Annotated in this window: 25 protein-coding genes and 4 tRNA genes; 20 read left to right on the forward strand and 9 right to left on the reverse strand. The window is 65.0% G+C overall.

The genetic code is table 11. From position 1 onward, the window contains the following. Positions 1 to 22 precede the first annotated feature (22 nt). The 5 genes from G4D77_RS05030 (at position 23) to G4D77_RS05050 (ending at position 4,692) form a co-directional block, all read left to right on the forward strand. The gene (locus tag G4D77_RS05030; RefSeq protein WP_017407260.1) at positions 23 to 1,009 is read left to right on the forward strand and encodes a LacI family DNA-binding transcriptional regulator; all 987 of its coding nucleotides are present in this window, start codon (positions 23 to 25) and stop codon (positions 1,007 to 1,009) included. A gap of 128 nt (positions 1,010 to 1,137) precedes the next feature. Then, positions 1,138 to 1,824, forward strand: coding sequence for a DUF3334 family protein (locus G4D77_RS05035; protein WP_016445168.1), 687 nt, complete (start codon positions 1,138 to 1,140; stop codon positions 1,822 to 1,824). A gap of 116 nt (positions 1,825 to 1,940) precedes the next feature. Next, positions 1,941 to 2,450 carry a MarR family winged helix-turn-helix transcriptional regulator gene (locus G4D77_RS05040; protein WP_047217614.1) on the forward strand — a complete coding sequence of 170 codons (510 nt, stop codon included), beginning with the start codon at positions 1,941 to 1,943 and terminating at the stop codon, positions 2,448 to 2,450. Position 2,451: 1 nt separating this feature from the next. Then, positions 2,452 to 3,678 (forward strand): multidrug effflux MFS transporter, encoded by a 1,227-nt coding sequence (locus tag G4D77_RS05045; RefSeq protein WP_154834752.1) that lies wholly within the window; start codon positions 2,452 to 2,454, stop codon positions 3,676 to 3,678. 114 nt (positions 3,679 to 3,792) lie between these two features. Further along, positions 3,793 to 4,692, forward strand: a complete 900-nt coding sequence (locus tag G4D77_RS05050; RefSeq protein ID WP_016453096.1) for an alpha/beta hydrolase — start codon at positions 3,793 to 3,795, stop codon at positions 4,690 to 4,692. Positions 4,693 to 4,756: 64 nt separating this feature from the next. Here G4D77_RS05050 and fumC read toward each other — a convergent pair whose 3' ends face one another. Then, complete coding sequence (fumC, locus tag G4D77_RS05055; protein ID WP_016445164.1) at positions 4,757 to 6,148, reverse strand: class II fumarate hydratase; 1,392 nt, start codon at positions 6,146 to 6,148, stop codon at positions 4,757 to 4,759. 313 nt (positions 6,149 to 6,461) lie between these two features. Here fumC and G4D77_RS05060 point away from each other — a divergent pair, with 313 nt between their 5' ends. The 4 genes from G4D77_RS05060 (at position 6,462) to murI (ending at position 10,281) form a co-directional block, all read left to right on the forward strand. Then, positions 6,462 to 8,015, forward strand: coding sequence for a fumarate hydratase (locus G4D77_RS05060; RefSeq protein ID WP_013803260.1), 1,554 nt, complete (start codon positions 6,462 to 6,464; stop codon positions 8,013 to 8,015). 100 nt (positions 8,016 to 8,115) lie between these two features. Next, positions 8,116 to 8,748 carry a class I SAM-dependent methyltransferase gene (locus G4D77_RS05065; protein WP_154834753.1) on the forward strand — a complete coding sequence of 211 codons (633 nt, stop codon included), beginning with the start codon at positions 8,116 to 8,118 and terminating at the stop codon, positions 8,746 to 8,748. Continuing rightward, complete coding sequence (locus G4D77_RS05070) at positions 8,745 to 9,332, forward strand: GNAT family N-acetyltransferase (protein ID WP_154834754.1); 588 nt, start codon at positions 8,745 to 8,747, stop codon at positions 9,330 to 9,332. Before G4D77_RS05065 ends, G4D77_RS05070 begins: the two co-directional genes overlap by 4 nt. Positions 9,333 to 9,390: 58 nt before the next feature. After that, positions 9,391 to 10,281 carry a glutamate racemase gene (murI, locus tag G4D77_RS05075; RefSeq protein ID WP_016453100.1) on the forward strand — a complete coding sequence of 297 codons (891 nt, stop codon included), beginning with the start codon at positions 9,391 to 9,393 and terminating at the stop codon, positions 10,279 to 10,281. 1 nt (position 10,282) lies between these two features. Here murI and G4D77_RS05080 read toward each other — a convergent pair whose 3' ends face one another. From G4D77_RS05080 to G4D77_RS05115, 8 genes are all read right to left on the reverse strand, one after another. Further along, entirely contained in the window at positions 10,283 to 10,894 is a 612-nt protein-coding gene (locus G4D77_RS05080; RefSeq protein WP_017407253.1) for a M48 metallopeptidase family protein, read from the reverse strand. A 32-nt stretch (positions 10,895 to 10,926) separates the two neighbouring features. Then, positions 10,927 to 11,553, reverse strand: a complete 627-nt coding sequence (locus G4D77_RS05085) for a DUF6806 family protein (RefSeq protein WP_013803265.1) — start codon at positions 11,551 to 11,553, stop codon at positions 10,927 to 10,929. Positions 11,554 to 11,881: 328 nt separating this feature from the next. After that, positions 11,882 to 11,972, reverse strand: a tRNA-Leu gene (locus tag G4D77_RS05090). A 99-nt stretch (positions 11,973 to 12,071) separates the two neighbouring features. Continuing rightward, positions 12,072 to 12,147 (reverse strand) — tRNA-Gly (locus G4D77_RS05095). 139 nt (positions 12,148 to 12,286) lie between these two features. Next, positions 12,287 to 13,051, reverse strand: coding sequence for a metalloprotease LoiP (gene loiP, locus G4D77_RS05100; protein ID WP_154834755.1), 765 nt, complete (start codon positions 13,049 to 13,051; stop codon positions 12,287 to 12,289). Between the two features lie 383 nt (positions 13,052 to 13,434). Further along, a tRNA-Cys gene (locus tag G4D77_RS05105) sits at positions 13,435 to 13,508 on the reverse strand. 43 nt (positions 13,509 to 13,551) lie between these two features. Then, positions 13,552 to 13,627: transfer RNA gene (locus tag G4D77_RS05110), tRNA-Gly, on the reverse strand. A 665-nt stretch (positions 13,628 to 14,292) separates the two neighbouring features. After that, positions 14,293 to 14,448, reverse strand: coding sequence for a hypothetical protein (locus tag G4D77_RS05115; RefSeq protein ID WP_023103941.1), 156 nt, complete (start codon positions 14,446 to 14,448; stop codon positions 14,293 to 14,295). A 29-nt stretch (positions 14,449 to 14,477) separates the two neighbouring features. Here G4D77_RS05115 and G4D77_RS05120 point away from each other — a divergent pair, with 29 nt between their 5' ends. The 11 genes from G4D77_RS05120 to G4D77_RS05170 all read left to right on the forward strand — a co-directional run bounded on the left by G4D77_RS05120 (position 14,478) and on the right by G4D77_RS05170 (position 24,604). Next, on the forward strand, positions 14,478 to 15,230 hold the full coding sequence (locus tag G4D77_RS05120) for a hypothetical protein (RefSeq protein ID WP_023103940.1): 753 nt from the start codon (positions 14,478 to 14,480) through the stop codon (positions 15,228 to 15,230). Positions 15,231 to 15,348: 118 nt separating this feature from the next. After that, positions 15,349 to 15,561, forward strand: coding sequence for an AlpA family transcriptional regulator (locus G4D77_RS05125; RefSeq protein ID WP_023103939.1), 213 nt, complete (start codon positions 15,349 to 15,351; stop codon positions 15,559 to 15,561). A 42-nt stretch (positions 15,562 to 15,603) separates the two neighbouring features. Then, positions 15,604 to 16,479: a ParA family protein gene (locus G4D77_RS05130; protein ID WP_128730078.1), complete on the forward strand. Its 876-nt coding sequence runs from the start codon at positions 15,604 to 15,606 to the stop codon at positions 16,477 to 16,479. Further along, positions 16,463 to 16,711: a hypothetical protein gene (locus G4D77_RS05135; protein ID WP_019726333.1), complete on the forward strand. Its 249-nt coding sequence runs from the start codon at positions 16,463 to 16,465 to the stop codon at positions 16,709 to 16,711. Before G4D77_RS05130 ends, G4D77_RS05135 begins: the two co-directional genes overlap by 17 nt. Then, positions 16,704 to 18,362 (forward strand): ParB family protein, encoded by a 1,659-nt coding sequence (locus tag G4D77_RS05140; protein WP_023835742.1) that lies wholly within the window; start codon positions 16,704 to 16,706, stop codon positions 18,360 to 18,362. The genes G4D77_RS05135 and G4D77_RS05140 overlap by 8 nt, the downstream gene beginning before the upstream one ends. Before the next feature lie 15 nt (positions 18,363 to 18,377). After that, entirely contained in the window at positions 18,378 to 18,938 is a 561-nt protein-coding gene (locus G4D77_RS05145) for a DUF2857 domain-containing protein (RefSeq protein WP_023093474.1), read from the forward strand. A gap of 3 nt (positions 18,939 to 18,941) precedes the next feature. Continuing rightward, positions 18,942 to 20,174, forward strand: a complete 1,233-nt coding sequence (locus tag G4D77_RS05150) for an STY4528 family pathogenicity island replication protein (RefSeq protein WP_028690964.1) — start codon at positions 18,942 to 18,944, stop codon at positions 20,172 to 20,174. Between the two features lie 318 nt (positions 20,175 to 20,492). After that, complete coding sequence (locus G4D77_RS05155; RefSeq protein ID WP_023103934.1) at positions 20,493 to 21,272, forward strand: PFL_4669 family integrating conjugative element protein; 780 nt, start codon at positions 20,493 to 20,495, stop codon at positions 21,270 to 21,272. Next, positions 21,269 to 21,796 carry a DUF3158 family protein gene (locus tag G4D77_RS05160; RefSeq protein ID WP_128730080.1) on the forward strand — a complete coding sequence of 176 codons (528 nt, stop codon included), beginning with the start codon at positions 21,269 to 21,271 and terminating at the stop codon, positions 21,794 to 21,796. Before G4D77_RS05155 ends, G4D77_RS05160 begins: the two co-directional genes overlap by 4 nt. Before the next feature lie 73 nt (positions 21,797 to 21,869). Then, positions 21,870 to 22,310 (forward strand): single-stranded DNA-binding protein, encoded by a 441-nt coding sequence (locus G4D77_RS05165; RefSeq protein ID WP_028690961.1) that lies wholly within the window; start codon positions 21,870 to 21,872, stop codon positions 22,308 to 22,310. Positions 22,311 to 22,591: 281 nt separating this feature from the next. Then, positions 22,592 to 24,604 (forward strand): DNA topoisomerase III, encoded by a 2,013-nt coding sequence (locus G4D77_RS05170; protein ID WP_023103931.1) that lies wholly within the window; start codon positions 22,592 to 22,594, stop codon positions 24,602 to 24,604. Positions 24,605 to 24,708: the final 104 nt, after the last annotated feature.

Below are 24,708 nucleotides of genomic sequence, written 5' to 3' on the forward strand. Positions count from 1 at the left end.
ACAACCAACGGGAACGATTGCATTGAGCATCAGCATCAACGATGTGGCCCGTGCGGCCGGGGTTTCCAAATCGACGGTGTCGCGCGCGCTGGCGGGCGGCTCGGTCAGCGAAGAAGTCCGGGCGCGGGTCGCGGCCGCCGTGCAGGCCACGGGCTACCGGCCCAATCTGATGGCACGCCGGCTGCGCGCGCGCGACGCAGGGCCCATGGGCGTGCTGGTGGCCGACATACGCAACCCGTTTTTCACGGCCCTGATCCGCGCGGTCGAGGCCGAGGCCTATCGCCAGGGCCGGCGCGTGCTGTTGTGCAATACCGACGAAGACCCGCAGCGCGAAGCCATGTACCTGCAGCTCATGCAGGAAGAGCGCATCGCGGGGCTGATCTTTGCGCCCACCCAGGCCAGCCTGCACAAGCTCGAGCGCATGCAGCTGGAGTTTCCCGTTGTCCTGGTGGACCGGGCGGGCGCCCCGGCCTTCCATGACAGCGTGGTGCTGGACAACGCCCAGGCCTGCGCCACCCTGGTCAGGCATCTGGTGGAACAGGGCCGCCGCCGCATTGCAGGCGTCTTCGGCAGCACCAGCAGCACGGCGCGCGAGCGCTGCGACGGCTATCTGGCCGCCATGCGCGATGCAGGCCTGGAGCCCGACTTGCGCCAATTGCCCCCGACCAGCGATGCCGCCGAGGCCGAAGTCACGCAATGGCTGCGCCAGCCGCAGCGGCCCGACGCCTTCGTGGCCAGCAACGGCCTGCTGCTGGAAGGCTGCCTGCGCGCGATACGCGCAGCCGGCCTGCGCATACCCGGCGATGTGGCGCTCGCCGGTTTCGACAACGAGCGCTGGACAGAACTGGTGGCCCCCGCCATCACCGTCATCGAGCAGCCGATCGACGCCATGGGCCGAACGGCCTTCAGCCTGCTGATGGAGCGGCTGCATGCGCCCGAGCTGCCCGTGCGCAAGGTGGTCATGCAGGGGCGCTGCATCGTGCGCGAGTCCACGCAGGCGATTCGCTGAGCGCGGCTTTCGGGGCCGCCTGCCAAGCCCCGCCCCAGGAGGGGGCACATTGGACTTTCAATGTTACAAACAGTCGCAAACAACGGACTTGCACCCATAATCGCTCACAATTTTGTCCCGTTGACCTCATGAACCAGCCCCAACATCCCATCGTCCATGGCACGGAAGACGTGCTGATCAGCCTCTGCAACTCCGTCTCGCGCGTGCTCCAGGTGGCCACGCAGTGCCAGATCCAGTATTCGGGCATGGTGCAGCGCATCACCAAGACCAGCCTCAAGCCCGACATCGGCTGCTTTGTCCTGGTGGACGGCGGCTTTTCGGGCCTGGTGATCATCAACTTCTCGGCCGCCGCCGCCATGGAGCTGTACCGCAGCTACATGCTGAGCATGGGCATGGGTGAAGAGGACCTTGCCAGCTCCTACACCTCCGACGATGTCAGCAACGTCATGGGCGAGCTGATGAACCAGGTGGTGGGCGACTTCACCAGCAAGGTCCAGCGCGAGCTTCAGACCTACATCACCCAGAGCCAGCCCAAGATGATCCGCCTGAACAAGCAGGTCAACCTCAGCGTGGACGCCAACCTCGACTCCCCCGAGGCGCGCCGCGTGACCTTCTACACGGGCAACAACAACATCTTCTATCTCGAGCTGGCCATGGACCGCACGGAGTTCATCAAGGTGGTGGATTTCGAACCGCAGGAGCGCCCCGACCCGGACGCCCTCATGGCGCAGGCCAACGCCAGCGCCCCCGCCGCAGCGCCTGAACCGGCCGGCAGCACGGACACCGACGAACTGCTCAAGTCCCTGGGCATGTAGGCCCCGCCTCCCCTGCGGGGGCCAAAACCCTGACGCCTGCGGATGTATCAGGCGGCTCCGGGAAACGATATCGTTGACATGCAGATAATTGGAATGCCAACTATTTGAATGCCACGATGTCTTCCCTTCCCGACCAGTCCCCGCCCGCGCAAGCCGATGCCGCCAGCGTGCAGCGGCATTTCATGTTCACGCTGGGCCAGGTCAACAAGCAATGGCGCCGCACGCTGGACAGGCTGCTGGCGCCCATGGGCCTGACCCAGGCGCTGTGGATGCCGCTGATGCATCTGGCGCGTTCGCCTGAAGCCATGCGCCAGAAGGATCTGGCCCATTCCCTGGCGCTGGACAGCTCCTCGGTCGTGCGCCTGGTGGACGGCCTGGCCGCCCAGGGCTGGATAGAGCGCGTGGACGACAGCGACCGCCGCGTCAGGAAAATCCAGCTCACGCCAGCCGGCCATGCCCAGGTCGAAGCCGTGCAGGGCCTGCTGCAGCAGGCCCGCGCCCAGGTGCTGGGCGCCGTGCCGCCCGAGGAACTGGACGCGGCCTACGCCACGCTGCAGCGCCTGCTGGAGGCCATGGCCGCCGAGCCCGCCTGCGACACGGACCTGCCCGACGAGCAGGCTGCCTGAGATGGCTGCCGAGCACTCTTCGCTGCCACCCGCCCAGGACCATACAGCGGCCAGCCGCAAGGCGCCGCTGTGGCTGCTGGTGGTCGTGACCATCGTCGGCACGCTGGCCATGCACATGTTCCTGCCCGCCCTGCCCGATGCGGCACGCCAGCTCCAGGCCGGCGCCAGCCAGATGCAGCTGACCATCACGGTCTACATCCTGGGCCTGGGCGTGGGCCAGCTGATCTATGGCCCGCTGTCGGACAGCCTGGGGCGCCGCCCCATGCTGCTGGCCGGACTCATCCTCTATGCGCTGGCCAGCCTGGCGGCCTTTCTCGCCCCGTCCGCCCCCTGGCTGATCGGCGCGCGGCTGCTCCAGGCGCTGGGCGGCTGCGCGGGCCTGGCCCTGGGCCGCGCCATTGCGCGCGATTCGAGCACGCCCGAGAACGCCGTGGGCAGCCTGGCGCTGCTCAACCTGATGATGATGATCGGCCCCGGCATCGCGCCGGCCATCGGCTCGGCCATCGACGACGCCCTGGGCTGGCGCGCCATCTTCGGCACGCTGGCCGTGGTCGGCGGCGTGACGGCCTTCGGCATCTGGAAGCTGCTGCCCGAAACCGGCCAGCCCACGGGCCGCCTGCACCTGGGCACCATCCGCGACGACTACCGCAGCCTGCTGCGCTCGCCGGCCTTCGTGGGCTTTGCCATGGGCGGCGGCTGCGCCACCACGTCCATCTATGCCTTCCTGGCGGCGGCGCCCTTCGTGTTCATCGAGCAGCTGCATTCCACCAAGCATGAGGTGGCCATCTACCTGGGCCTGCTCATGGGCGGCATGGCCGTGGGCAATGCGCTGGCCCGCCAGCTGATACGCCACTGGCCCCTGGAGCGGCTGATGCTCAACGGCAATCTGCTGAGCCTGGCCAGCGCGGCCATGCTGCTGTTGCTGGCCCTGTTCAACCAGCTCACGCCGGCCATTGTGGTGGGGCTGATGGTGCTGTTCGCGCTGGGTTCGGGCCTGACCAGCCCTGCGGCGCTGGCCAGCGCGCTGAGCGTGCATCCGCGCCTCACGGGCTCGGCCGCCGGTGTCTACGGCAGCACGCAAATGGCCGTGGGCGGCCTGTGCACCTTGGGCGCCAGCCTGGGCAGCAACCCCGCGCTGTCGGCCGCGCTGGCCCTGGTCGTGGCGTGCGTGGTGGGGCAGTTGGGCTTTCGCAGCGCGCTGCGCCACGCGCAGCGTGCGCCCGGCTGAGCACCATGGTCCCCGAGGCGACGGCCCGGCCGCGCGGAGCGCAGGCGGGGCCAGGGCCTCGATTACATTGGCGCAGCCGTGGGCCCTTGCCACGGACCACAGGAGACAAAAAACATGCGCCAACTTTCCTTTTCCATCGTCCTGCGCCAGGCCGCCTCCGGCACGCTGGCGGCCGCCGCGCTGCTGGCCGGCCCGGCCGCCCAGGCCGGCTCCATCGAGGCCGCCGAGTTCAAGAGCGCCACGCTGCAGCGCAGCTGGACCTACAACGTCTACCTGCCCACGGGCTACGACGCCCAGTCTAGGCTGCGCTACCCCGTCATGTACCTGCTGCACGGCAACGACGGCCAGCGCAACGACTGGCCCGTCAAGGGCAATCTGCTGCGCACGGTGGACCAGCTGATCCAGAACGGGGAGATCCCGCCCGCCATCATCGTCATGCCCGACGCGGGAACGACCTGGTACGTGGACCTCAAGGAGCCCATGGAGACGGCCTTCTTCCAGGACCTCGTCCCCCATGTCGAGAAGAAGTACCGCACCCTCACCAGCCGCGATGGCCGCGTCATCGGCGGCCTGTCCATGGGCGGCTACGGCGCGCTGCGCTACGTGCTCAAGTACCCCGAGAAATTCCAGGCCGCCGCCCTGCTGAGCCCCGCCATCTACAACCCCGAGCCGCCCGCCGATTCCTCGGCACGCTCGGTCAAGGTCTTTGCCGAACCCAATACCGGCGGCCAGTACAGCACCACGGTCTGGAAGAGCTACAACTACCCTGTGCTGTGGGACAGCTTTCTCGCCCGCAAGATCAGCGTGCCCATGTACATCAATTCGGGCGACGACGATGAATTCATGATCGAGTCCGACGCCGCCCAGCTCTACGCCCAGCTGCGCAGGAACAAGCAGCCTGCCGAGCTGCGCATCGTCAACGGCAAGCATGAATGGCCGGTCTGGGAAAGCACCATCGGCGACGCGCTCAAGTACGTGTTCCGCACCGTGCGCCGCCCGCAGGCGGACAACTGAGCCAGGCCATGAAGCAAAAAAAGGGGAGCCGGCCGGCTCCCCTTTTTGATGGCATCAGCAGGTCCTACAGATTGCCGACCATCTTGGCAGGGATCACCCACGCGTCGAACTGTTCGCCGGTCAGGTGGCCGGAAGCCACGGCGGCTTCGCGCAAGCTGGAGCCTTCCTTGTGCGCCTTCTTGGCGATGTAGGCCGCCTTGTCGTAGCCGATGTGCGGGTTCAGCGCCGTCACCAGCATCAGCGAGCGCTGCACCAGCTCGGTGATGCGCTCGCGGTTGGGTTCGATGCCAACGGCGCAGTGGTCGTTGAAGCTCTTCATGCCATCGGCCAGCAGGCGCACGCTCTGCAGGAAGTTGTGCGAAACCATGGGGCGGAACACGTTCAGCTCGAAGTTGCCCGAGGCGCCGCCGAAGTTGATGGCCACGTCGTTGCCGAAGACCTGGGCCGCCAGCATGGTCACCGCCTCGCTCTGCGTGGGGTTGACCTTGCCGGGCATGATGGACGAGCCGGGCTCGTTCTCGGGGATGGAGATCTCGCCCAGGCCGCTGCGCGGGCCGGAGGCCAGCCAGCGCACGTCGTTGGCGATCTTCATCATGCTGGCGGCCAGCGTCTTGAGCGCGCCGTGGGCGTGGACCAGGCCGTCGCACGAGGCCAGGGCCTCGAACTTGCTGGGCGCCGTCACGAACGGGTAGCCGGTGAGCTGGGACAGCTCGGCCGCCACGCCCTCGGCATAGCCCTTGGGTGCATTCAGGCCCGTGCCCACGGCCGTGCCGCCCAGCGCCAGCTCGTACAGGTGCGGTAGCGCGGCGCGCACATGCTTTTCGCCATGGGCCAGCTGGGCCACCCAGCCCGAGATTTCCTGGCCCAGCGTCAGCGGCGTGGCGTCCTGCAGATGGGTGCGGCCGATCTTGACGATGTCGGCATAGGCCTCGCTCTTGGCCTGCAGCGTGTTGCGCAGCAGGGCAATGGCGGGCAGCAGCTTTTGCTCGATGGCCGTGACGGCAGCCACGTGCATGGCGGTCGGGAATACGTCGTTGCTCGACTGGCTCTTGTTCACGTCGTCATTGGGGTGGACCAGGCGCGATTCGCCCCGCTCGCCACCGAGGATTTCGCTGGCGCGGTTGGCCAGCACCTCGTTGACGTTCATGTTGGTCTGCGTGCCCGAGCCGGTCTGCCAAACTACCAGCGGGAACTCGTCCGGGTGCTTGCCGGCGATCACCTCGTCGGCGGCGGCCAGGATGGCCCGGGTCTTCTTCTCGTCGAGCAGGCCCAGCTTGTGGTTGACGGTGGCCGAGGCCTTCTTGACCTGGGCCAGCGCGTGGATGATCTCGCGCGGCTGCTGCTCGCCGCTGATGTCGAAGTTCTGCAGCGAACGCTGCGTCTGCGCGCCCCAAAGCTTGTCTGCGGGGACGGCTATGGGTCCGAAAGTGTCTTTTTCCTGGCGGGTCGCGGTCATTGGTGTGGACTCCTTGGTGAAAACAACGCGGCGCAGTTGGCTGGAGGCAGGTCGGCGGGCCGCGCGCTGCGTGGCTCGGGGATGTCTGGCTGGCGGGGCCGCAATGGCAAAAACCCGCCCATGGTAACTCCGCAAATGGGAACCTCTCGCATCCATCCCCCACTGAGGTGTCGCCGAGGCGGGCTTGTCCAGGCAAACCCCTCGACTCTTGTACAAGACTGCACCCCTCGCGTGCACTTTCCGCCGCGCAGCGCCGATAATCGCCCCCGGGATTCCCCTCCCCTGTTCCCCCGATCAAAAAGACACCCCACCGATGACCACCACGATCCGCCAGCAGGACCTGATCGATTCGATCGCAGGCGCCCTGCAGTACATCAGCTACTACCACCCCGCCGACTACATCGCCCACCTGGCCCGCGCCTACGAGCGCGAGCAGAGCCCGGCGGCCAAGGACGCGATGGCCCAGATCCTGACCAACTCCAAGATGTCGGCCACCGGCCACCGCCCGATCTGCCAGGACACCGGCATCGTCAACGTGTTCCTGAAGGTGGGCATGGACGTGCGCTGGGAAGGCTTCACGGGCGGCCTGGAAGACGCCATCAACGAAGGCGTGCGCCGCGGCTACAACCACCCCGACAACACGCTGCGTGCCTCGGTCGTGGCCGATCCGCTGTTCGCGCGCAAGAACACCAAGGACAACACGCCTGCCGTCATCAACGTGCAGATCGTGCCCGGCGACAAGCTGGACGTGACCGTGGCCGCCAAGGGCGGCGGCTCGGAGAACAAGTCCAAGATGATCATGATGAACCCCAGCGACAACCTGGTGGACTGGGTTCTCAAGACCGTTCCGACCATGGGCGCGGGCTGGTGCCCGCCGGGCATGCTGGGCATCGGCATCGGCGGCACCGCCGAGAAGGCCGTGCTGCTGGCCAAGGAAAGCCTGATGGAAGACCTGGACATGTACGAGCTGCAGGCCAAGGCCGCGCGCGGCGAGAAGCTCGACCAGGTCGAGGAACTGCGCCTGGAGCTGTACGAGAAGGTCAACGCCCTGGGCATTGGCGCGCAAGGCCTGGGCGGCCTGGCCACCGTGCTGGACATCAAGATCAAGATGTACCCCACGCATGCGGCCTCCAAGCCCGTGGCCATGATCCCCAACTGCGCGGCCACGCGCCACGCGCACTTCGTGATGGACGGCTCCGGCGCGGTCTACATGGACGCGCCCTCGCTGGACCTGTGGCCCAAGATCGACTGGGAGCCCGACTACAACAAGTCGCGCCGCGTGGACCTCAACGCCCTGACCAAGGAAGAAGTGGCCAGCTGGAAGCCCGGCGACACACTGCTGCTCAACGGCAAGATGCTCACGGGCCGCGATGCCGCCCACAAGCGCATCCAGGACATGCTGGCCAAGGGCGAGAAGCTGCCCGTGGACTTCACCAACCGCGTGATCTACTACGTCGGCCCCGTGGACCCGGTCAAGGACGAAGCCGTGGGCCCCGCAGGCCCGACCACGGCCACCCGCATGGACAAGTTCACCGACATGATGCTGGAGCAGACCGGCCTGATCGCCATGATCGGCAAGGCCGAGCGCGGCCCGGTGGCCATCGAGTCCATCAAGAACCACAAATCGGCCTACCTGATGGCCGTGGGCGGCGCCGCCTACCTGGTGTCCAAGGCCATCAAGAACGCCAAGGTCGTGGGCTTCGAGGACCTGGGCATGGAAGCCATCTACGAATTCGACGTGGTGGACATGCCCGTGACCGTGGCCGTGGATGCCGGCGGCACCAGCGCCCACATCACCGGCCCTGCCGAATGGCAAAAGCGCATCGCATCCGGCGAGTTCAAGACCATTGAGATTGCCTCGGCCTGACGCCGGCGCCAAGCGCAAAGAGGCCGCCTTCGGGCGGTCTTTTCATTGGCGCGGGCATTTGTGACAGACTGCCCGCTGCCTGCAACACTGCCCATTCAACATGACCACCGCGCTCGTCCTCATCGCCCTGCTGGCCGTGACCAGCCTGGCGTGGCGCCTGTCCTCCCGCCGCCATGTCCTGCCCTGCCCGTCCTGGCTGCGCTGGATGGTCGAGCTTGACAACCCCTTCGCGGCCAGCAACAAGGCCGCCTTCATCGTCGGGCAACTGCAGATCCAGCCAGGCATGAAAGTGCTGGACGCGGGCTGCGGCCCGGGCCGCGTCACCCTGCCGTTGGCACGTGCCGTCGGTGCGCAGGGACAGGTGCTTGCCGTGGACCTGCAGCCGGCCATGCTCGAACAGGTGGCGGCCAAGGCGCGCGCGCAGGGGCTGGAGAATGTGCGCACCCAGGCGGCGGCGCTGGGCCAGGGGCAGCTGGCAGCCGAGCAGCACGACCGCGCCGTGATGGCCGCCGTGCTGGGAGAGATTCCGGACCGCCAGGCCGCGCTGGCCGACGTGTTTCAGAGCCTGCGCCCCGGCGGCCTGCTGGCCGTGGCCGAGCTGGTCTTCGACCCGCATTTCCAGCGCCGCACCAGCGTGGAAAAGCTGGCAGGCAAGGCAGGCTTCATCCCCCACTCCTTCCACGGCCATGCGGCCGCCTATCTGCTGGTGCTGCAGCGCCCTCTCCAACCATGACCACCACACATTCTCCTGTAGCGACCCTGCGGACACCGCGCCTGATACTGCGCCAGTGGCAGGCCGGCGACCGGCAACCCTTTGCCGCGCTGAATGCCGACCCACAGGTCATGGAGCACTTTCCGGCACTGCTCAGCCGTGAACAAAGCGATGCCATGGCAGACAGGATCCAGGCACTGATCGAGGAACGCGGCTGGGGCTTCTGGGCGGCAGAGCACCTTGCCAGTGGCGAGTTCATGGGCTTCATCGGGCTGCACACTCCCGCCGCGTCTTTGCCGTTCCCGCCCTGCGTGGAAATCGGCTGGCGGCTCGCCCGGCCTTTCTGGGGCCAGGGCCTGGCCAGCGAAGGCGCGCGGGCGGCGCTGGAGCACGGCTTCGGCGCGTTGCATCGGGAGTCCATCGTCTCGTTCACCGCGCTGTCCAACCTGCGTTCGCAGGCCGTGATGCAGCGCCTGGGCATGGAGCGCGACGCCCATGACTTCGACCATCCGGAGGTGCCGGTAGGCCATGCGCTGCGCAGGCATTGCCTGTACCGCCTGACACATGCCCAATGGCTGCAGCAGCAAGCCATGGCCCGAGCATGAACGCGCCCGAGCGGGCATACTGGGCGCCGCCTCCAAAAGCCTTTATCCGCATCTCCACATGACCTCCCCGGCCTCTCCCATCGGCGTCTTCGACAGCGGCATCGGCGGCCTCAGCGTGCTGCAGGCGCTGCGCCATGAGCTGCCGCATGAGCGCTTCATCTACCTGGCCGACAGCGGCTATGCTCCGTATGGCGATGCACGCGGCGACGCCTTCGTGCAGCAGCGCACGCGCACCATTGCGCGCCACCTGTGCGAGCAGCACCAGATCAAGGTACTGGTGATCGCCTGCAATACGGCCACGGCCGCTGCCGTGGACATGCTGCGCGCTGAAATGCCCGAACTGCCCCTGATCGGTGTGGAGCCCGCCATCAAGCCCGCTTCGCTATCGAGCCAGACCGGCCACGTGGGCGTGATGGCCACGCGCGGCACGGTGAGCAGTGCGCGCTTTGCCCGGTTGGTGGCCGACCATGGCCAGCGCGTGCAATTTCATGTCCAGCCCTGCGACGGACTGGCCAAGGCCATCGAGGAAAGCACGGAGCAGCCCGTTCCCGCCGACCCCATGGCCACCGAGGTCGCGCGCCTGTGCGCCAGGTATGTGAATGCCCTGGGCAGCTTCGGACAGAAGACGGGCGAGATGGATTCCCTGGTGCTGGGCTGCACCCACTACATATTCGCCCGCGAGCAGTTGCGCACGCTGCTGGGGCCGGACATCCAGTTCATCGACACCGGTGCCCCGGTGGCACGCCAGACGCGGCGCGTACTGGAACGACTGGGCACCCTGGCCAGCGAATCAGGCCCCTTGCCCGCGGCAGAGGGCCAGGTCCAGCTGATGACCACGGGATCGCTGCAGGCCCTGCAGGCTGCGGCATCGCGCTGGCTGGATCTGCCCGCGCAATGCTGCTCGTCCGTTCAGGTCGGCGAATCCAGCGCCATCCCCACGGCCGCTTGAATCACGGCTGCGCCTGCCACAGGCGCCGGCCCGAGTGGTCCATCCAGCTCAGGTACAGCCGCAGCTCGAACTCCAGCTGGTGGTAGTCGGGCTCCATGTGGGTGCACAGCTGGTAGAAGGCCTTGTCGTGGTCGGGCTCGCGCAGATGGGCCAGCTCGTGGACGACGATCATGCGCAAAAAAGCCTCGGGCGCTTGCTTGAACAGTGCGCCGATGCGGATCTCATGCCGGGCATTGAGGCGGCTTCCCTGCACCACGGTGCGGCGCGTGTGCAGCCCCAGGGCGTTGTGGACCACATGGATGCGGCCGTCGTAGGCCACCTTGTTCAGCGTGCCGGCGTTGCGCAGGTGCCGGCCCTTGAGGGCATCCACGTAGTCATAGAGGCTCTTGTCCGTGCGCACGGCATGGGCCTCGGGATGCTTGCGCAGCAGCCAGGCCTCGGCCTTGTCATCGGCCAGCCAGCCACGCACCTGTGACTGCAGCGCGGCCGGGTAGGCGGACAGGTAGGGAAGCGGCAGTGCACCGCCAGCCACCTCGCGCCGCTGCTCGCGCTGGCGGCGCACGGTCTCGGTGACTGCTCCGGAATACTTGGGCGTGCTGGCCTGTGCCGCCATGGCTGTACGCTGCGCGGGGCAGCGCCTTGCGCTCAATGCAGGTGGCGGGGCCGGCGGTTGCCGCCGTGGCCCGAACCCGATCCGCCCATGCCGCGCGGCGGCTTGCCGATCTCCAGCGAGCTGACCAGGGCGTCGAAGCGCTGGGAGAACAGCTTGTCGATCTCCTGCACCACGCCACCCAGCTCGGAGCCGTCGAAATGGCGCTCCATCAGGTTGACCACGTCCTGCACCAGCAGGTCGCGCTGCACTTGCATGATGGCCGCGGGCGTCGGGCCCACGAAGAGCATGACGAAGTCGTCGCGCGACTCGGCCTCTTCGGACTCCTCTTCCTCGTCGAACTCGGTGTCGTAGAAGGTCACCTCGATGGCAGCGCCCTGCTCGGCCAGCTCGTTGATGCCCATGCACATGTCGTCCAGCGACTGGCGGAAGTCCTCATCGCCGCGCACCGTCCAGCACACCTGGAGCAGGCGCTCCTTGGTATCGAACTGGATGCCAGGCTCTTCTTCGTAGACGCTGCCAGCGCCATCGGCCAGGGAGCGGGCACCCGCATACTTCCACAGCGGGCCCAGCGCTTCCTGCAACTGCTCGTAGGTCGTGTCGGGGCGCAGCAGCACCTGGCCGTGCACGTGGATTTCAAATGGAGCGTTGTAATTCGACATGTTCTCGTCTGGGATGAGTTTGGCCACACCTGTCACGCCGCACCATGTGCCACGATCAATGTCAACGGAACGCATGCAGGCATCGCCATCACTGTCTGCCCGAGCCGCGCCATCCAGGCAAGCAGCCCGGGGCCTGATGAAGGGATTCTCGCACGTAATGCAGCCGGCAAGGACTTGGCGGCGCATGGCCACAATGCGGTGCTGCAAGAGCACGAAGCCAGCAACATGCACTGCGCAGCACCGCGAAACATTGCGCAACCGCAGCATTCGCCTCAACGCAAAATTGCTACAAAGATTGCAGCATCAGAACGTTGCTGCACATAGCTCATGGTGCCCCGAGCCGGGATCGAACCGGCACGCCCCTGTTCGGAAGCGGCGGATTTTAAGTCCGCAGTGTCTACCAATTTCACCATCGGGGCCCTGCGCCGCAGCGTCACAGGCCAACGCAAGCTGCTCATGCCTGCGAACTGCAGCACCAACGAAAAAGGGAAGCGTTACCGCTTCCCTTTTTTCTGAATTGGAGCGGGAAAACGGGTTCGAACCGTCGACCTCAACCTTGGCAAGGTTGCGCTCTACCAACTGAGCTATTCCCGCATATCTGTCAAGCTGTGCGCCTCACAGAGCAGACTTGAATTCTAGCGCAGATTTCCGGCACTCCGGACCAAGTCCGGAAAAAATCCACGTCGAAGCGGATCGATGCCCACCCGCACAGCAGCCCGCTCCATGCCGTCGCTTACTTGCCGTCGATGCGCTCCTGCATGCGCTTGGCGCGCTGTTCAGACGGGGGGTGAGAGCTCAGGATGGAGCTGCCGCCACTGCCACCGCTGAGCTTGGCCAGCTTCTGGAACGATGTGACCAGGCCCTGGCGACTCATCTTCTTTTCCGTGAGCAGGTCAAAGGAATAGTCATCAGCCGCCGACTCCTGGGACTGGGAGAACTGGGCATTGATGAACTTCTCACCCAGATCTCCGGCCTGCGAGCGCGACAGCGAGGCCAGCGCCGAATTGCCGCTATTGGCTGCAATCGAGCGCGCAGCCGATGCCGCATAGGCCGTTTGCATGCGCTTCTTGCTATGACCCAGAGCCACATGCCCGATCTCATGGCCAATCACGCCACGCAATTCATCGTCGTTCATCAGATCCATCAGGCCGCTGTAGACGCGAATGCAGCCATTGGCCATAGCCCAGGCATTCACGTCCTGCGTCATATAGACCTTGTAGACAGCCTTCTTCCCATTGACAGCCTGCGGCATGCCGGCAATCACCTTGTTCAGCCGCAGCGTGTACTTGCTCTTTGCATCTGCCACCTTGTTCTGGGCATCCATGGCTGCGCAGGAATCATTGGACAGCGTGACCACGTCGTCATCCGTGAGCGTCATGGCCTTCATGGCCGTGGAGCCCGAATCCAGCAACCCGCCCACATCGGCAGACTCCATGGTTTTACAGCCCGCCAGCACCACGCCGCTGGCAACAATCGCCGTCAATAACTTGATCTTCATAATCCCTCCCGATAAATGAAGCGCGCATCATATCCACGACGCGCCAATTCAATCTACCGGCAATGGCAACCCATTTGCAATTTCTTGCAATTTCTCAATGGATAAGCAATGCCAAATTTCAACAACGACTGCTCATTCAAAACAAATGGAAACAACTAAATTCACCAAATCAGCAATGAATGACCAAAACAGGCATGCAGCCATGCTATCGATCCACAGAGCGTGAAGCACTGCCACGGCACTGAATCGGAAGAGAAGAAGATGCGCCAGCCAAGTCGAGGCCCCTGCGGAGACATGGCACCAAGGACGAACAACGATCCGTGATGCAGAAAAAGAAAAAGGCCCCGAAGGGCCTTTTGAACACTGTGTCTGCAATGAATTTTTGGAGGCGCGAACCAGAGTCGAACTGGTCTAACCGGATTTGCAATCCGGGGCATAACCGCTTTGCTATCGCGCCAAGATCACTATCAAACATGCAGCATTGCTGCAGTTTCTAAAACTGGAGCGGGAAAACGGGTTCGAACCGTCGACCTCAACCTTGGCAAGGTTGCGCTCTACCAACTGAGCTATTCCCGCAAAAATTCAAGCAACCAACCGTCACCTGAATCGGATGTGCACTAGGCACATCCAAAACTGGAGCGGGAAACGAGACGTGTACTAGGACAGTAAGTCGTTGTTTCCCAATCACTTTCTTCGTTGGGCTGGCCAGCGAAGACCTCAATTGTAGCCTTGTTTTTCGTCCTCGGCAACAAATTCGTCCAAAGAGTTCCACAGACGTCCAAAGAGCTGCACTCAGCACACCAGACCCACGATCGGTACATCGTCGTAGGCAACTCCCTCGAACTCATCATCCACGCCCGGTCGTCTGCCCCGCATCCATCACCGCGAAGACGATCAGGCAGATGGTTCTGGTGATGGCACAGCTCGGATGCCACCTAGGAACGCCTGCACCACAACTCACAGGCGACCTTCTGGTCAAGCTCCTTTGAAAGAACGCGCACGCTGGCCACCGCGTTTCCGCACACGATTCTTTGTCGATATATCAGGATGACGGGACAAGCATGACAGGTGCGGGTTTGCTGCGTCCGGCTGGACATTCGAGGACGATTGCGGCCCCCTCACGTTTCCTGAGACCGCTGGCATATCAGGTCATACCTAGACGGTTTTGCAGAAACCGTAACTTCTCACGACCCTGATAGCGTGAGCGTCACTGTCGAGCCTACGTCCCGATGCTCGACCTTCTAATCGATGAATTTTTGCACATCGAGCACACGACGACTACCAGTTGCGCGAACTGGTGAGAAGTATTCAAACCACATGACGAAGCGGCCTTCGGTGCCCACTTCCTGCACAGACGACAGGCCGACCATGAGGTCGGTAACAAAGGAGTCGGTCATGTAGTTCTTCTCCTGGAAGGAGACGGAGCATGCACGAGAACAAGAATGATGCACCAACATCAAAGGTGTTCTATCGCCCGATCGAAGCGTCCATCCGCTGGGCCGGGTTGCTGCGATACGAGCAGGTGATCCTGGCTTCGATTTCGTCGCCAAGGCGCCTGCCGCAGTCGTTGGACTGCCCACGTTGTGCCGAGCTGCGGCTTTGCACCGAACGTATCTTCGACGGCATCCTCAATGGAGAACTGCCCTTCGGGCAGAACGGCATCACGACGCGCGATTCAACGCTGATCGACTCCCCTGATCTGACGGTGCGCCACGTCGATCTGAAGCGCTGGATGCGCCAACACTATCCCGAGCAGCGACCGGGCTTCCTCTTCTCCCGAAGCGAGCGCATCGCCCATCCCTTCATCTCGGTGGAAACTGGGCAGGCGATGCTAGTCGAGCGCCTGGCCCTGAAGTCCACCTTGGACCAGTACAAACGCCAACTGCATGAGTTGCAGGAAAAGCACGGAGCGCTTCTCAAGCAGATGGTGCCCTCTGCTGGCACACAGCGCCTGATCAGTGATCGCGCCGAAGCCACCTACCTGAACATTATCGGCAGCATGCTGGACCTGATGCTCGGCCAGTCGCCTTCGGGCGTGCCGTACTCCAGCTTCAAGACGCAGGAGGCGGTGGTCAGCGCATTGGTCGCCCATCACAGCGGCGCCATGGGGATCGCGGAGCGGACGCTAAACGGCAAGTTCGCCACGGCCAGACGCCGGCTGCGTAGCGCGGCAGTCTGAGGTTTTCCACCTTGTATGTGCAATCGCGGAGATTGCATTTGCAATGTCTTTTCGCGTCCATGTCTATTGAATGGAGGTCACGCCAACAAACGCCACTGAGCGTTCAGGAGTGACCGCCATGTCGCAAACACCTGCACTGCCCGCAAGCGAGCGCCGCATCCTGCGGCTTGATGAAGTCGAAACCAAGTCGGGTTTCAAGCGCGCCCACATCTACAACCTGATGCGCAAAGGCCTTTTCCCGAAGGCGCTGCGCCTGGGCGTGCGCGCGGTCGGTTGGGACTCCATCGAGATCGATCAGTGGATCGCCGAGCGCGTCAACAACCGGGTCTGACCCGTTCTCCAGCGGACTTCCCATCCTCACACGGAGAACGCCATGCAGGTCGTATCCATCATTTCAACCAAAGGTGGCGTCGGCAAGACCACCACAGCCGCGAACCTCGGCGGGCTTGCCGCGGACGCGGGGCTGCGTGTACTGCTGCTCGACCTCGACGTGCAGCCCACCTTGTCCTCGTACTACGAGCTAGGCCACCGCGCACCTGGTGGCATCTACGAGTTGCTGGCCTTCAACGAGCGCGACCTCGGACTGCTTGTGTCCCGCACGATCATCGAGGGCCTGGACTTGGTGCTCTCCAACGACCACCGAGGCGAGCTGAACACTTTGCTGCTGCACGCGCCGGATGGGCGCCTGCGGTTGCGCCATCTCTTGCCGGTCCTGGCGCCTCTCTATGACCTGGTGCTGATCGACACTCAAGGCGCGCGCTCGGTGCTGCTGGAGATGGCGGTGCTCGCCTCCAACCTCGCGCTGTCGCCCGTGACCCCGGAAATCCTCGCGGCGCGCGAGCTGCGGCGCGGCACCATGCAGTTGCTCGAAGACATTGCGCCCTACCGGCACCTGGGCATCGAGCCTCCACCTCTGCATCTGCTCATCAATCGCGTCCACCCTGTGTCAGCCAATGCACGGCTGATCCAGCAGGCCCTGCGCGATCTTTTCCAGGACCACGCCGGCATCCGCGTGCTGGCCACCGACGTGCCGGCCATCGAGGCGTATCCGCGTGCAGCTACGCGCGGATTGCCAGTGCATCGGGTCGAATACCGCCAGCCGCCGGGCAGAGTCGCCCTCGCCGCGCTCGACACCATGCGCGGCCTCGCAGACGAACTATTTCCGCAATGGCGGCACCGATTTGCCATGGTGTCCGGCCGTCCGCCACACCCTCTTGATGCCGGGAGGTCCCATGGCGAACGCACATGAGCTAGCCCGAGGCCACAAGCGGCTTCGCGCCCTGATCGAGTTCGCGGTTGGCGAAGGTTGGCACGTCAAACGCACGCCTGGCGGCCACCTCAAGTTCACCAAGCCTGGCTGCGCCGCGATCTACACCAGCTCGACGGCAAGCGACCACCGGGCGACCCTGAATGCCCGTGCGCAAATCCGCCGCGCCGAGCGCGAGGCCCGATACCAAGCGCAGGGAGGCGGCCATGGCTGAGATCACCTCCCAGCAGATGGCTGGCAAGCTGCTCGCGGCCGGGTTCGAGCGCAGCGGCCCGTCAGCCTCGACCTTGAGCGACCCGATCGCCGACACCCCCATGGTCGTGACCCTAGATCAGTTGCGCCCCTACGACCACGATCCCAGGAAAAAACGCAACCCGGCCTACGAGGAAATCAAGGCGTCCATCCGCGAGCGCGGTCTGGACGCAGCGCCGGCCATCACTCGCCGACCAGGTGAGTCCCACTACATCATCCGCAACGGTGGAAATACTCGGCTGGCGATCCTGCGCGAACTATGGTCAGAGACCAAGGACGAGCGGTTTTTCCGTGTATCGTGCCTGTTCCGGCCGTGGCCCAGCCGCGGCGAAGTCGTCATGTTGACCGGCCACTTGGCCGAGAACGAATTGCGCGGGGGCCTCACGTTCATCGAGCGCGCCCTCGGCGTCGAGAAGGCGCGCGAGTTCTACGAGCAAGAAAGCGGCACCACCTTGAGCCAGTCCGAGCTGGCCCGCCGCCTCGCCGCCGATGGCTTCCCGGTACAACAGTCGCACATCAGCCGCATGAACGACGCGGTGCAGTATCTCCTGCCCGCGATCCCCACCGTGCTCTATGGCGGTCTCGGTCGCCATCAGGTCGAACGCCTGTCGGTCATGCGCAAAGCCTGCATGCTCGCGTGGGAGCGCTACGCCAAGGGTCGCCCACTGGTTCAGGACTTCGACGAATTTTTCCAGGAAGTGCTGTCGCAATTCGACGTCCAGGCCGACGAGTTCTCCGCGCAGCGTGTACAGGACGAGCTGATCGGCCAGATGGCCGAGATGCTGGGTGTCGATTACGACGTGCTCGCCCTGGACATGACCGAATCCGAGAGCCGGCAGCGCGCCTTGGTCAGCGACCCAACGCCGCCATCGACGCCGCCTGCGTTGCCGGAGCCGGGAACCATCGCGCGCCCACCTGCCAACACTGCGCCACCCATCGCAGGGGCTGCATCCGCAGCGCCGCCTGCAGGCCGACCTGCGGCAACGCCTTCGACGCGCGAGAGCGACACGGATGCCAGCCAGGCAAGTCCGGCCAACCCTGCGGTGGGTGGCGATCTGCTTCGGGAGCACATCGTCTCGCCGGCACCGACGACCGAACGGCTCCAGTCCATTCAGCGCATGGTCGCCGACCAGTTGGGTGATGCGCTGCCGCTCGACTTCTCGGCGAGTGTCTTGCAGTCCATCCCTGTGCAGGCTGGCGGGCTCTATCCGATCTCCGATGTCTGGTACATCGATCCCGGCGTGGACACAGCCGAGCGCCTGCGCATCCACATCGCACAGTTCGCCCGCGAAATCGCGGGCGAGGCAGACCTGGACGAGTGCATTGATGACCGTGCAGAGGGTATCGGTTTCGTCTGCCGGGCCCGCACCCAAAGCTCGGCACCGCTGGGCCGTGCCGTCCTCGCGCTGTTAGCGTGCCTGGCCGGTCAGCGGCCCGCCGACGTCGGCCTGCACGACGGGCAAATCGTCATCGAACTGCCGGCGCTGCTGCACGGCCAGGGTGATGCGGCCCAGCGATTGAGCGATACCTCGCTGGTCAAGCTGTTCCGGCTGCTGCGGCTGGCCCGGCGCCTGCTCGACCTTGAAGCCGGCGCTGCAGGCGTTGGAATGTGAGCGAGGGAGGCCAGCATGTCCGCACCACACCCACTCAACCAGGCCGTCATCGCCCAGGCCCTCTATGACCTGCGCAATGGGCAACTGCGCCGGTGCAAACTGATGGGGTTTGGCGAGGAAGAACTGGACGCCCTCAAGCATCCCGCGCTGATCAGCGTGCTCGCCAACGCTAACGTCTCCTGGTGCTCGGTGACGGTCAACCGCGAAGTGCTCCGGCGACTGCTCAAGCAGGCGCAGGACGTGGAGAAGGAAATCGCCACGGTCGATCGCATGCTCAGGCTGGGCGCGAGCACCGAGATGGTCAGTCGGTTCTATGGCCTGACCCACCAGGAGGTGGCGCTTCGCCGCGAAATCCTCGGCCTGCCGAAGCGCAAGGGCCGCCACCCCGTGCTGGACGAGAAACAGGACACGGAGCTGTGGCGGCAATGGAAGGCCGTGACCGGCAGCAGGAATGTCGATCTCGAAGACGAAACCTCCATCCTCGACGCTACCATGGACTTGGCCGAAGGCATGTCGCTGCCTCTGTCGGTGGTCTGGGCCTCGATCAAGAGCTGGGTCGATCAGGGATTGGGTTGAGCCATGGCCGTGGACGACACCGCACCACGCCGTGGCCCCGTCGCACTCGCGGATCTGTTCGATGCTGCCCTGAAAGACCTCGCGCCCAAGCCCAGCCCCAGTGCGCCAGCACCCGTGCCTACGCCGACGCCCGCCACGTCAGGCGATGCCTTCCTCTTCAGCGGCAACCGGCACGAGACCGTGCCGCGGCGGCTGTTCCTCGACCGTCGCCTGACGCCGCTGGAGCGCAACGCCTGGCAGGTGTTCCGGCTGATGCTCAACGACGACGGCATGACAGCCTTCCCGACGTATGAGCAGCTTCGACCCTGGCTGGCGTCGATGCCCTGCGCCGGGCAGGCCTCGCATGAAACCGTGGCCCGAGCGTTGACGCTGTTGCGCCTCACCCGATGGTTGAGCCTGGTACGGCGACGGCGTGACCCCAAGACCGGCCGCATCCTCGGCAACCTCTACGTTCTGCACGATGAACCACTGACGCCCTTCGAGGCCATGCAGCTCGACGCCGACTACCTGGCACTGGTCAGCCAGTCCCTCGGCCATTCGGCCAAGGCTGTCCAGATGGTCGGTCTGAACACCCTCAAGGAGATCGCGGAAGATCCGATGCTCTCCGGACGCACACTGCCGTCGCGGCTACAGGTCCTGGCCGAACGCCTCGCCAGCCAAGGCATCACGGCCGCCGAAAGTTATCCACAGGAGGATGCCGCCCACGATTCCGAAGAAGGAGCATCGAGCCTTCTTCGGAATGCGGACGACCCGTCTTCGGAATCCGAAGCAGGGGCGAAACCCGCGCCAGACGCCTCTCTTCGGAATCCGAAGCAGGCCCGTACAGTACGTAGTAGTCGTATTAATGAAGTACGTACTACCGCGCAGGCGCGCGCGCTGGGCGATCTGCAATGGCCCAAGCGCTTCACGGAACTGAAGGCAGAGCAGCAGACAGGTGCCAGGGTGGCATTGCAGCAGGTCGATGCCGCGCTGAGACAGGCCGTGCTGGACGACTGGGCCGCACGATGCAGCAGTCATGGCATCCGCAATCCTGCGGGGTATCTGTTCGGCATCATCCAGCGCGCCATCCATGGCGAGTTCAATGCCTGGGCCAAGAAAGACGCGCCATCGGCACCCGTCCCGCCAAACGAGCGGCCACCAGCAGCACCGCCACCTCAGCCGCAGGGTAAGCCAGTGCCGCCGGAAGTCGCCAAGCAGCACATCGAGCGGCTACGCAATCTGCTCGCCAGCAAGTGAGCCGGCATGCAAGTCGGTGAAAGTAGATGCCCATGGCCGCCAATAGAGCTATCCCCTGGGGATAGTTCCGCTGCTGGGCACAACGCCAAGTTGTCGCAGGCCTGGGATCGACCATCTGCCGCAGCATCGGTGTTGCCTACCCTGATCCCGGCGTGCAGCGTTCGTTGACGCTCCATGGAGCTATCCCCTGGGGATAGCTCGCGCCGCATGCAACCGCCGCGCCCTAAACCGGGGCCCGCCGGGATTCGGATTCTTGACTGACTGCCTTCCGCTTCCTGCCGAAGCTGGCCGCTCCTTTTCCAACAACGAGCGGACACCATGGCAACCAATGAACCTCTGCAACTGAATCTCGGCTCCCTGCGCAGCGCGATGTCGCTGACCCTGCACACCCATCACGCTTCCCGCATCTGGCACGGCCGCGCCGCCGCCGAGGGGCGACCGGGCATCGTCGGCCTGAACGGCTACATCGCCCAGATGAACAAGATGCGGCGGGGCTCGGAGCAGGACGACCCGTACTCGGACTGGTGGATGCTGCGCATCGAGGACAAGCTCGACCAGACCAAGGTCACGCTGCAATCGCTGCGCGAGCAGGTGGACCAGGCGCTGGCGAGCGTGCCACCGGCGCTCAGCCTGGGCGAAAACCTCAACGTGCAGCCGGTCAAGCTCCCGCTCTTCGTCAACGCGCAGCTCGGCTTTGCCGCGGTCTATCTCCTGGCCGACTACGACGACATCGCCCGCAAGCTGATCCTCGCCCACCACACCGCGCTCATCGACCGCAGCACCTTGGAACGCTGGCTCAACGAGGGCGCGCATGCGCTGCGCAGCCTGTTCTCGCTGGCCCAGCAGTATCGCTACTCGGGCTGCACCCGCGACGATTTCGCGGCGAAGAACGCCGCTGCGCGAGTCGCGCTGGAGAAGTACGGCGAACTGCCGCAGGAGGTGCTGGAGGGGACACGCCGCTCGAAGTTTGCGCCACCCGTCGTGCGCCGTGGCCTGCAACAGCGTGGCGACGGTCCTGCCACAGCGCCTCCGCCCAGCGACGAAGCCGCCACCGCAGAGCCGCCCGAAGCGCCAGCCGGCGAGGACGAGCCCGCATGAACGATCTGAACCAACCGACCCGCTACTTCCGGGGCCTGCAACAGGGTGCCTTCATGAGGCTGGAACACGCGGCCTATCTAAAAGGCCTTTTAAAGCCTTTTAAGGGTAAAGGGGACTTCGAGGCCTGGGCCAGCCAGTGCTTCGCCATGCGCGACGAGTTGATTGCCTTGGCACAGCGACAGGTGCTGGAACAGGCATGCGGGCACCCCTTCCACCTGCTGCCCATCGAACTGGCCCAACAGACCACTGGCGCAGGAACCGTCTTCTTGCGCTGGCGCAGACACGACAGGTCGGCCATGGGCGTGGCGCTGTGGCGGGAGCTGATCGCCAGCAGCAGCACGCCCGTCAACCTGCTGGCCGACCTGCACGCGATCGAACTGCAGCGCATCACGTTGAACATGCAGATCAGCCTGCTGCACACCTTGGGCAGGCAGGCGCAGGAATGCGCCATCAAGGCCGCCGAGGCGGACGACGCCTACCTGCACCGGCTCACGTCCGTTCCTGCCGCAATGCGCGATCGGTGATTGCGCCGGGCATCCCAGCACGCGCCCGGCGCCGACGAGGCACGGGTATTTCAACCACCACGGAGATCACACCATGAGCACGCATTTTTCTGGCGAAGGCAACATCGGCTCGCCACCGGAGTACCGCGAATTCCCCAACGGCAATGACGAACCCAGCCGCTTGCTGCGCCTGAACGTCTATTTCGACAACCCCGTACCCAAGAAGGATGGCACCTTCGAGGACCGCGGCGGCTTCTGGGCGCCGGTGGAAATCTGGCACCGCGACGCCGAGCACTGGAAGGACCTGTACCAGAAAGGTATGCGCGTGCTGGTCATCGGCCGCATGGAGCGCGAGCCTTGGACGGACAACGAAGATCAGCCGCGCGAGACCTGGCAGATCAACGCGCGCAGCGTCGGCATCCTGCCGTACCGCATCGAGTCCGTGGCCCTCAGTCCGAAGCCGCAGGAGGCAGAACCGAAGCCACAGGCTGCCCAGGAATCGACCGCGCCGAAGGAGGCGAAGCGCAGGAAGTGAACCGGCATGGAGGGCGGCCGCCGTAGTGCTTCGCCGCCCTCCATGCACCCCGCAAGCTATCCCCTGGGGATAGCTCCATCAACGTCCATCGACTTCCACGCTCCCGCAAATCGCGGCTACTGGTCCGCACACCTGCGGCCACGCGCCATCCCCGCCCGAGCCATTCCATCGGCGTGAAAGCGGTCGCCGGCGCATGCGGCTTGTTTGCTGCTACCCCAGGTGGCGCTCGGCATCCTCGATTCCAGCAACTCCATGAACAACGGGAATCGGGATGGACGGACATGCGGCTGTTCTTGTGCGAGAAGCCCTCCCAGGGCAAAGACATTGGCCGAATTCTCGGTGCCACGCAGCGCGGTGAAGGCTGCCTCAACGGTTCCGGCGTCACCGTCACCTGGTGCATCGGCCATCTCGTCGAAGCGGCAGCCCCCGAGGTCTATGACGCGGCGCTCAAGCGCTGGTCGCTGGAGCAGTTGCCCATCATTCCTCAGCACTGGCGGGTCGAGGTCAAACCTAAAACCGCCACGCAGTTCAAAGTCGTCAAGGCGCTTCTGGCTAAGGCGACCCAGCTTGTCATCGCCACAGATGCCGACCGCGAGGGCGAGTTGATCGCCCGCGAGATCATCGACCTGTGCGGCTACCGCGGTCCCATCGAACGGCTGTGGTTGTCGGCGCTCAACGATGCGTCCATCCGTGCGGCACTCGGCAAGCTCCGGCCATCGGCCGAGACGCTGCCGATGTACTACTCGGCGCTGGCGCGCTCTCGGGCGGATTGGCTCGTCGGCATGAACCTCAGCCGCTTGTTCACGGTGCTGGGACGGCAGGCCGGCTACGACGGCGTGCTGTCGGTAGGCCGCGTCCAGACCCCCACGCTCAAACTGGTCGTGGACCGCGACCGCGAGATCACCGCCTTCGTGTCCGTGCCGTACTGGGCCATCGACGTGTCCCTGTCCGCCGGTGGCCAGACTTTCGCCGCGCAGTGGGTTCCCCCGAAAGCATGCACCGACGACGCCGGCCGCTGCCTGCAGCAGCCCATCGCGCAGCACGCCGCGCAGCAGATCCGCGCCGCGGACAGCGCCCAGGTGGTGGCGGTCGAAACCGAGCGCGTGCGGGAAGGCCCGCCGCTGCCGTTCGACCTGGGGACCTTGCAGGAGGTGTGTTCCAGGCAGCTTGGGCTCGATGTGCAGGAGACCTTAGACATTGCTCAGGCCCTATACGAGACGCACAAGGCCACGACGTACCCGCGCTCCGATTCGGGCTACCTGCCCGAAAGCATGTTCGCCGAGGTGCCAACGGTCCTCGACAGCCTGGTCAAGACCGATCCCTTGCTGCGACCGATCATGGACCAGCTCGACCGCACTCAACGCTCACGCGCCTGGAACGACGCGAAGGTGTCTGCTCACCACGGCATCATCCCGACGCTCGAACCGGCGAACCTCTCGACCATGAGTGAGAAGGAACTGGCAGTGTATCGGCTGATCCGGGCACATTACCTGGCGCAATTCCTTCCTCACCACGAGTTCGACCGCAATGTGGCGAACCTCTCCTGCGGCCAGCAGACGCTGGCGGCCACCGGCAAGCAGGTCGTCGTCAAGGGGTGGCGCCTGGTGCTGGCCGAACCGCAATCCGAGGAGGATGGCGACCCTGCGGCGCGCAGCCAGGTACTGCCCGCGCTGCGCGAGGGCCTGGCATGTCAGGTGGCCGACGTCGATCTGAAGGCGCTCAAGACGCTGCCCCCTCGGCCCTATACGCAGGGCGAGTTGGTCAAGTCCATGAAGGGCGTCGCCAAACTGGTCTCGGACCCGCGCCTGAAACAGAAGCTCAAGGATACGGTCGGCATCGGCACCGAAGCGACGCGGGCCAACATCATCAGTGGCCTGCTGACGCGGGGCTACCTCGTGAAGAAGGGCCGCGCCATCCGTGCCTCGGATGCGGCCTTCACCCTGATCGACGCGGTGCCCACAGCGATTGCCGACCCAGGGACAACCGCCGTCTGGGAACAGGCGCTGGACATGATCGAAGCTGGACAGCTCACGCTGGACGTATTCATCGGCAAGCAGGCTGCATGGATCTCACAGTTGATCGCGCAGTACGGCAGCACGTCCCTGTCCATCAAGGTTCCCCACGGACCGCCTTGCCCACAGTGCGGCGCACCGACGCGCCAGCGCACCGGCAAGAGCGGCCCATTCTGGTCGTGCAGTCGCTACCCCGACTGCAAAGGCACGCTGCCGGTCGAATCCGGCACGTCCAAGCGTGGTGCCTCGCGCCCGCGCCGCAGCGGCCGCAAAGGCTCCTGACCGACCCCGTTCCCCGTGAACCGTGCCCGCCATCGGCGGCGCGGCCTGTGTTCCGCACGCCCTGCGGGACGCCCAGCGCGCAACGCCTTCTTGTCCGTGTGCGC

Origin of the sequence: Delftia sp. WY8 (genome assembly GCF_018437695.1) — a bacterium.
Taxonomy (GTDB): Bacteria; Pseudomonadota; Gammaproteobacteria; order Burkholderiales; family Burkholderiaceae_C; genus Comamonas; species Comamonas tsuruhatensis.

Coding starts and splice junctions, on each gene's coding strand:
- G4D77_RS05085 (WP_013803265.1), bottom strand. CDS start 11,553: ATGTCGAATTACAACGCTCCATTTGAAATCCACGTGCACGGCCAGGTG.
- G4D77_RS05155 (WP_023103934.1), top strand. CDS start 20,493: ATGGCAACCAATGAACCTCTGCAACTGAATCTCGGCTCCCTGCGCAGC.
- G4D77_RS05070 (WP_154834754.1), top strand. CDS start 8,745: ATGACCACCACACATTCTCCTGTAGCGACCCTGCGGACACCGCGCCTG.
- murI (WP_016453100.1), top strand. CDS start 9,391: ATGACCTCCCCGGCCTCTCCCATCGGCGTCTTCGACAGCGGCATCGGC.
- G4D77_RS05170 (WP_023103931.1), top strand. CDS start 22,592: ATGCGGCTGTTCTTGTGCGAGAAGCCCTCCCAGGGCAAAGACATTGGC.
- G4D77_RS05165 (WP_028690961.1), top strand. CDS start 21,870: ATGAGCACGCATTTTTCTGGCGAAGGCAACATCGGCTCGCCACCGGAG.
- G4D77_RS05050 (WP_016453096.1), top strand. CDS start 3,793: ATGCGCCAACTTTCCTTTTCCATCGTCCTGCGCCAGGCCGCCTCCGGC.
- G4D77_RS05140 (WP_023835742.1), top strand. CDS start 16,704: ATGGCTGAGATCACCTCCCAGCAGATGGCTGGCAAGCTGCTCGCGGCC.
- G4D77_RS05115 (WP_023103941.1), bottom strand. CDS start 14,448: ATGACCGACTCCTTTGTTACCGACCTCATGGTCGGCCTGTCGTCTGTG.
- G4D77_RS05080 (WP_017407253.1), bottom strand. CDS start 10,894: ATGGCGGCACAGGCCAGCACGCCCAAGTATTCCGGAGCAGTCACCGAG.
- G4D77_RS05130 (WP_128730078.1), top strand. CDS start 15,604: ATGCAGGTCGTATCCATCATTTCAACCAAAGGTGGCGTCGGCAAGACC.
- G4D77_RS05160 (WP_128730080.1), top strand. CDS start 21,269: ATGAACGATCTGAACCAACCGACCCGCTACTTCCGGGGCCTGCAACAG.
- loiP (WP_154834755.1), bottom strand. CDS start 13,051: ATGAAGATCAAGTTATTGACGGCGATTGTTGCCAGCGGCGTGGTGCTG.
- G4D77_RS05060 (WP_013803260.1), top strand. CDS start 6,462: ATGACCACCACGATCCGCCAGCAGGACCTGATCGATTCGATCGCAGGC.
- G4D77_RS05120 (WP_023103940.1), top strand. CDS start 14,478: ATGCACGAGAACAAGAATGATGCACCAACATCAAAGGTGTTCTATCGC.
- fumC (WP_016445164.1), bottom strand. CDS start 6,148: ATGACCGCGACCCGCCAGGAAAAAGACACTTTCGGACCCATAGCCGTC.
- G4D77_RS05045 (WP_154834752.1), top strand. CDS start 2,452: ATGGCTGCCGAGCACTCTTCGCTGCCACCCGCCCAGGACCATACAGCG.
- G4D77_RS05035 (WP_016445168.1), top strand. CDS start 1,138: ATGAACCAGCCCCAACATCCCATCGTCCATGGCACGGAAGACGTGCTG.
- G4D77_RS05145 (WP_023093474.1), top strand. CDS start 18,378: ATGTCCGCACCACACCCACTCAACCAGGCCGTCATCGCCCAGGCCCTC.
- G4D77_RS05065 (WP_154834753.1), top strand. CDS start 8,116: ATGACCACCGCGCTCGTCCTCATCGCCCTGCTGGCCGTGACCAGCCTG.
- G4D77_RS05135 (WP_019726333.1), top strand. CDS start 16,463: ATGGCGAACGCACATGAGCTAGCCCGAGGCCACAAGCGGCTTCGCGCC.
- G4D77_RS05150 (WP_028690964.1), top strand. CDS start 18,942: ATGGCCGTGGACGACACCGCACCACGCCGTGGCCCCGTCGCACTCGCG.
- G4D77_RS05125 (WP_023103939.1), top strand. CDS start 15,349: ATGTCGCAAACACCTGCACTGCCCGCAAGCGAGCGCCGCATCCTGCGG.
- G4D77_RS05040 (WP_047217614.1), top strand. CDS start 1,941: ATGTCTTCCCTTCCCGACCAGTCCCCGCCCGCGCAAGCCGATGCCGCC.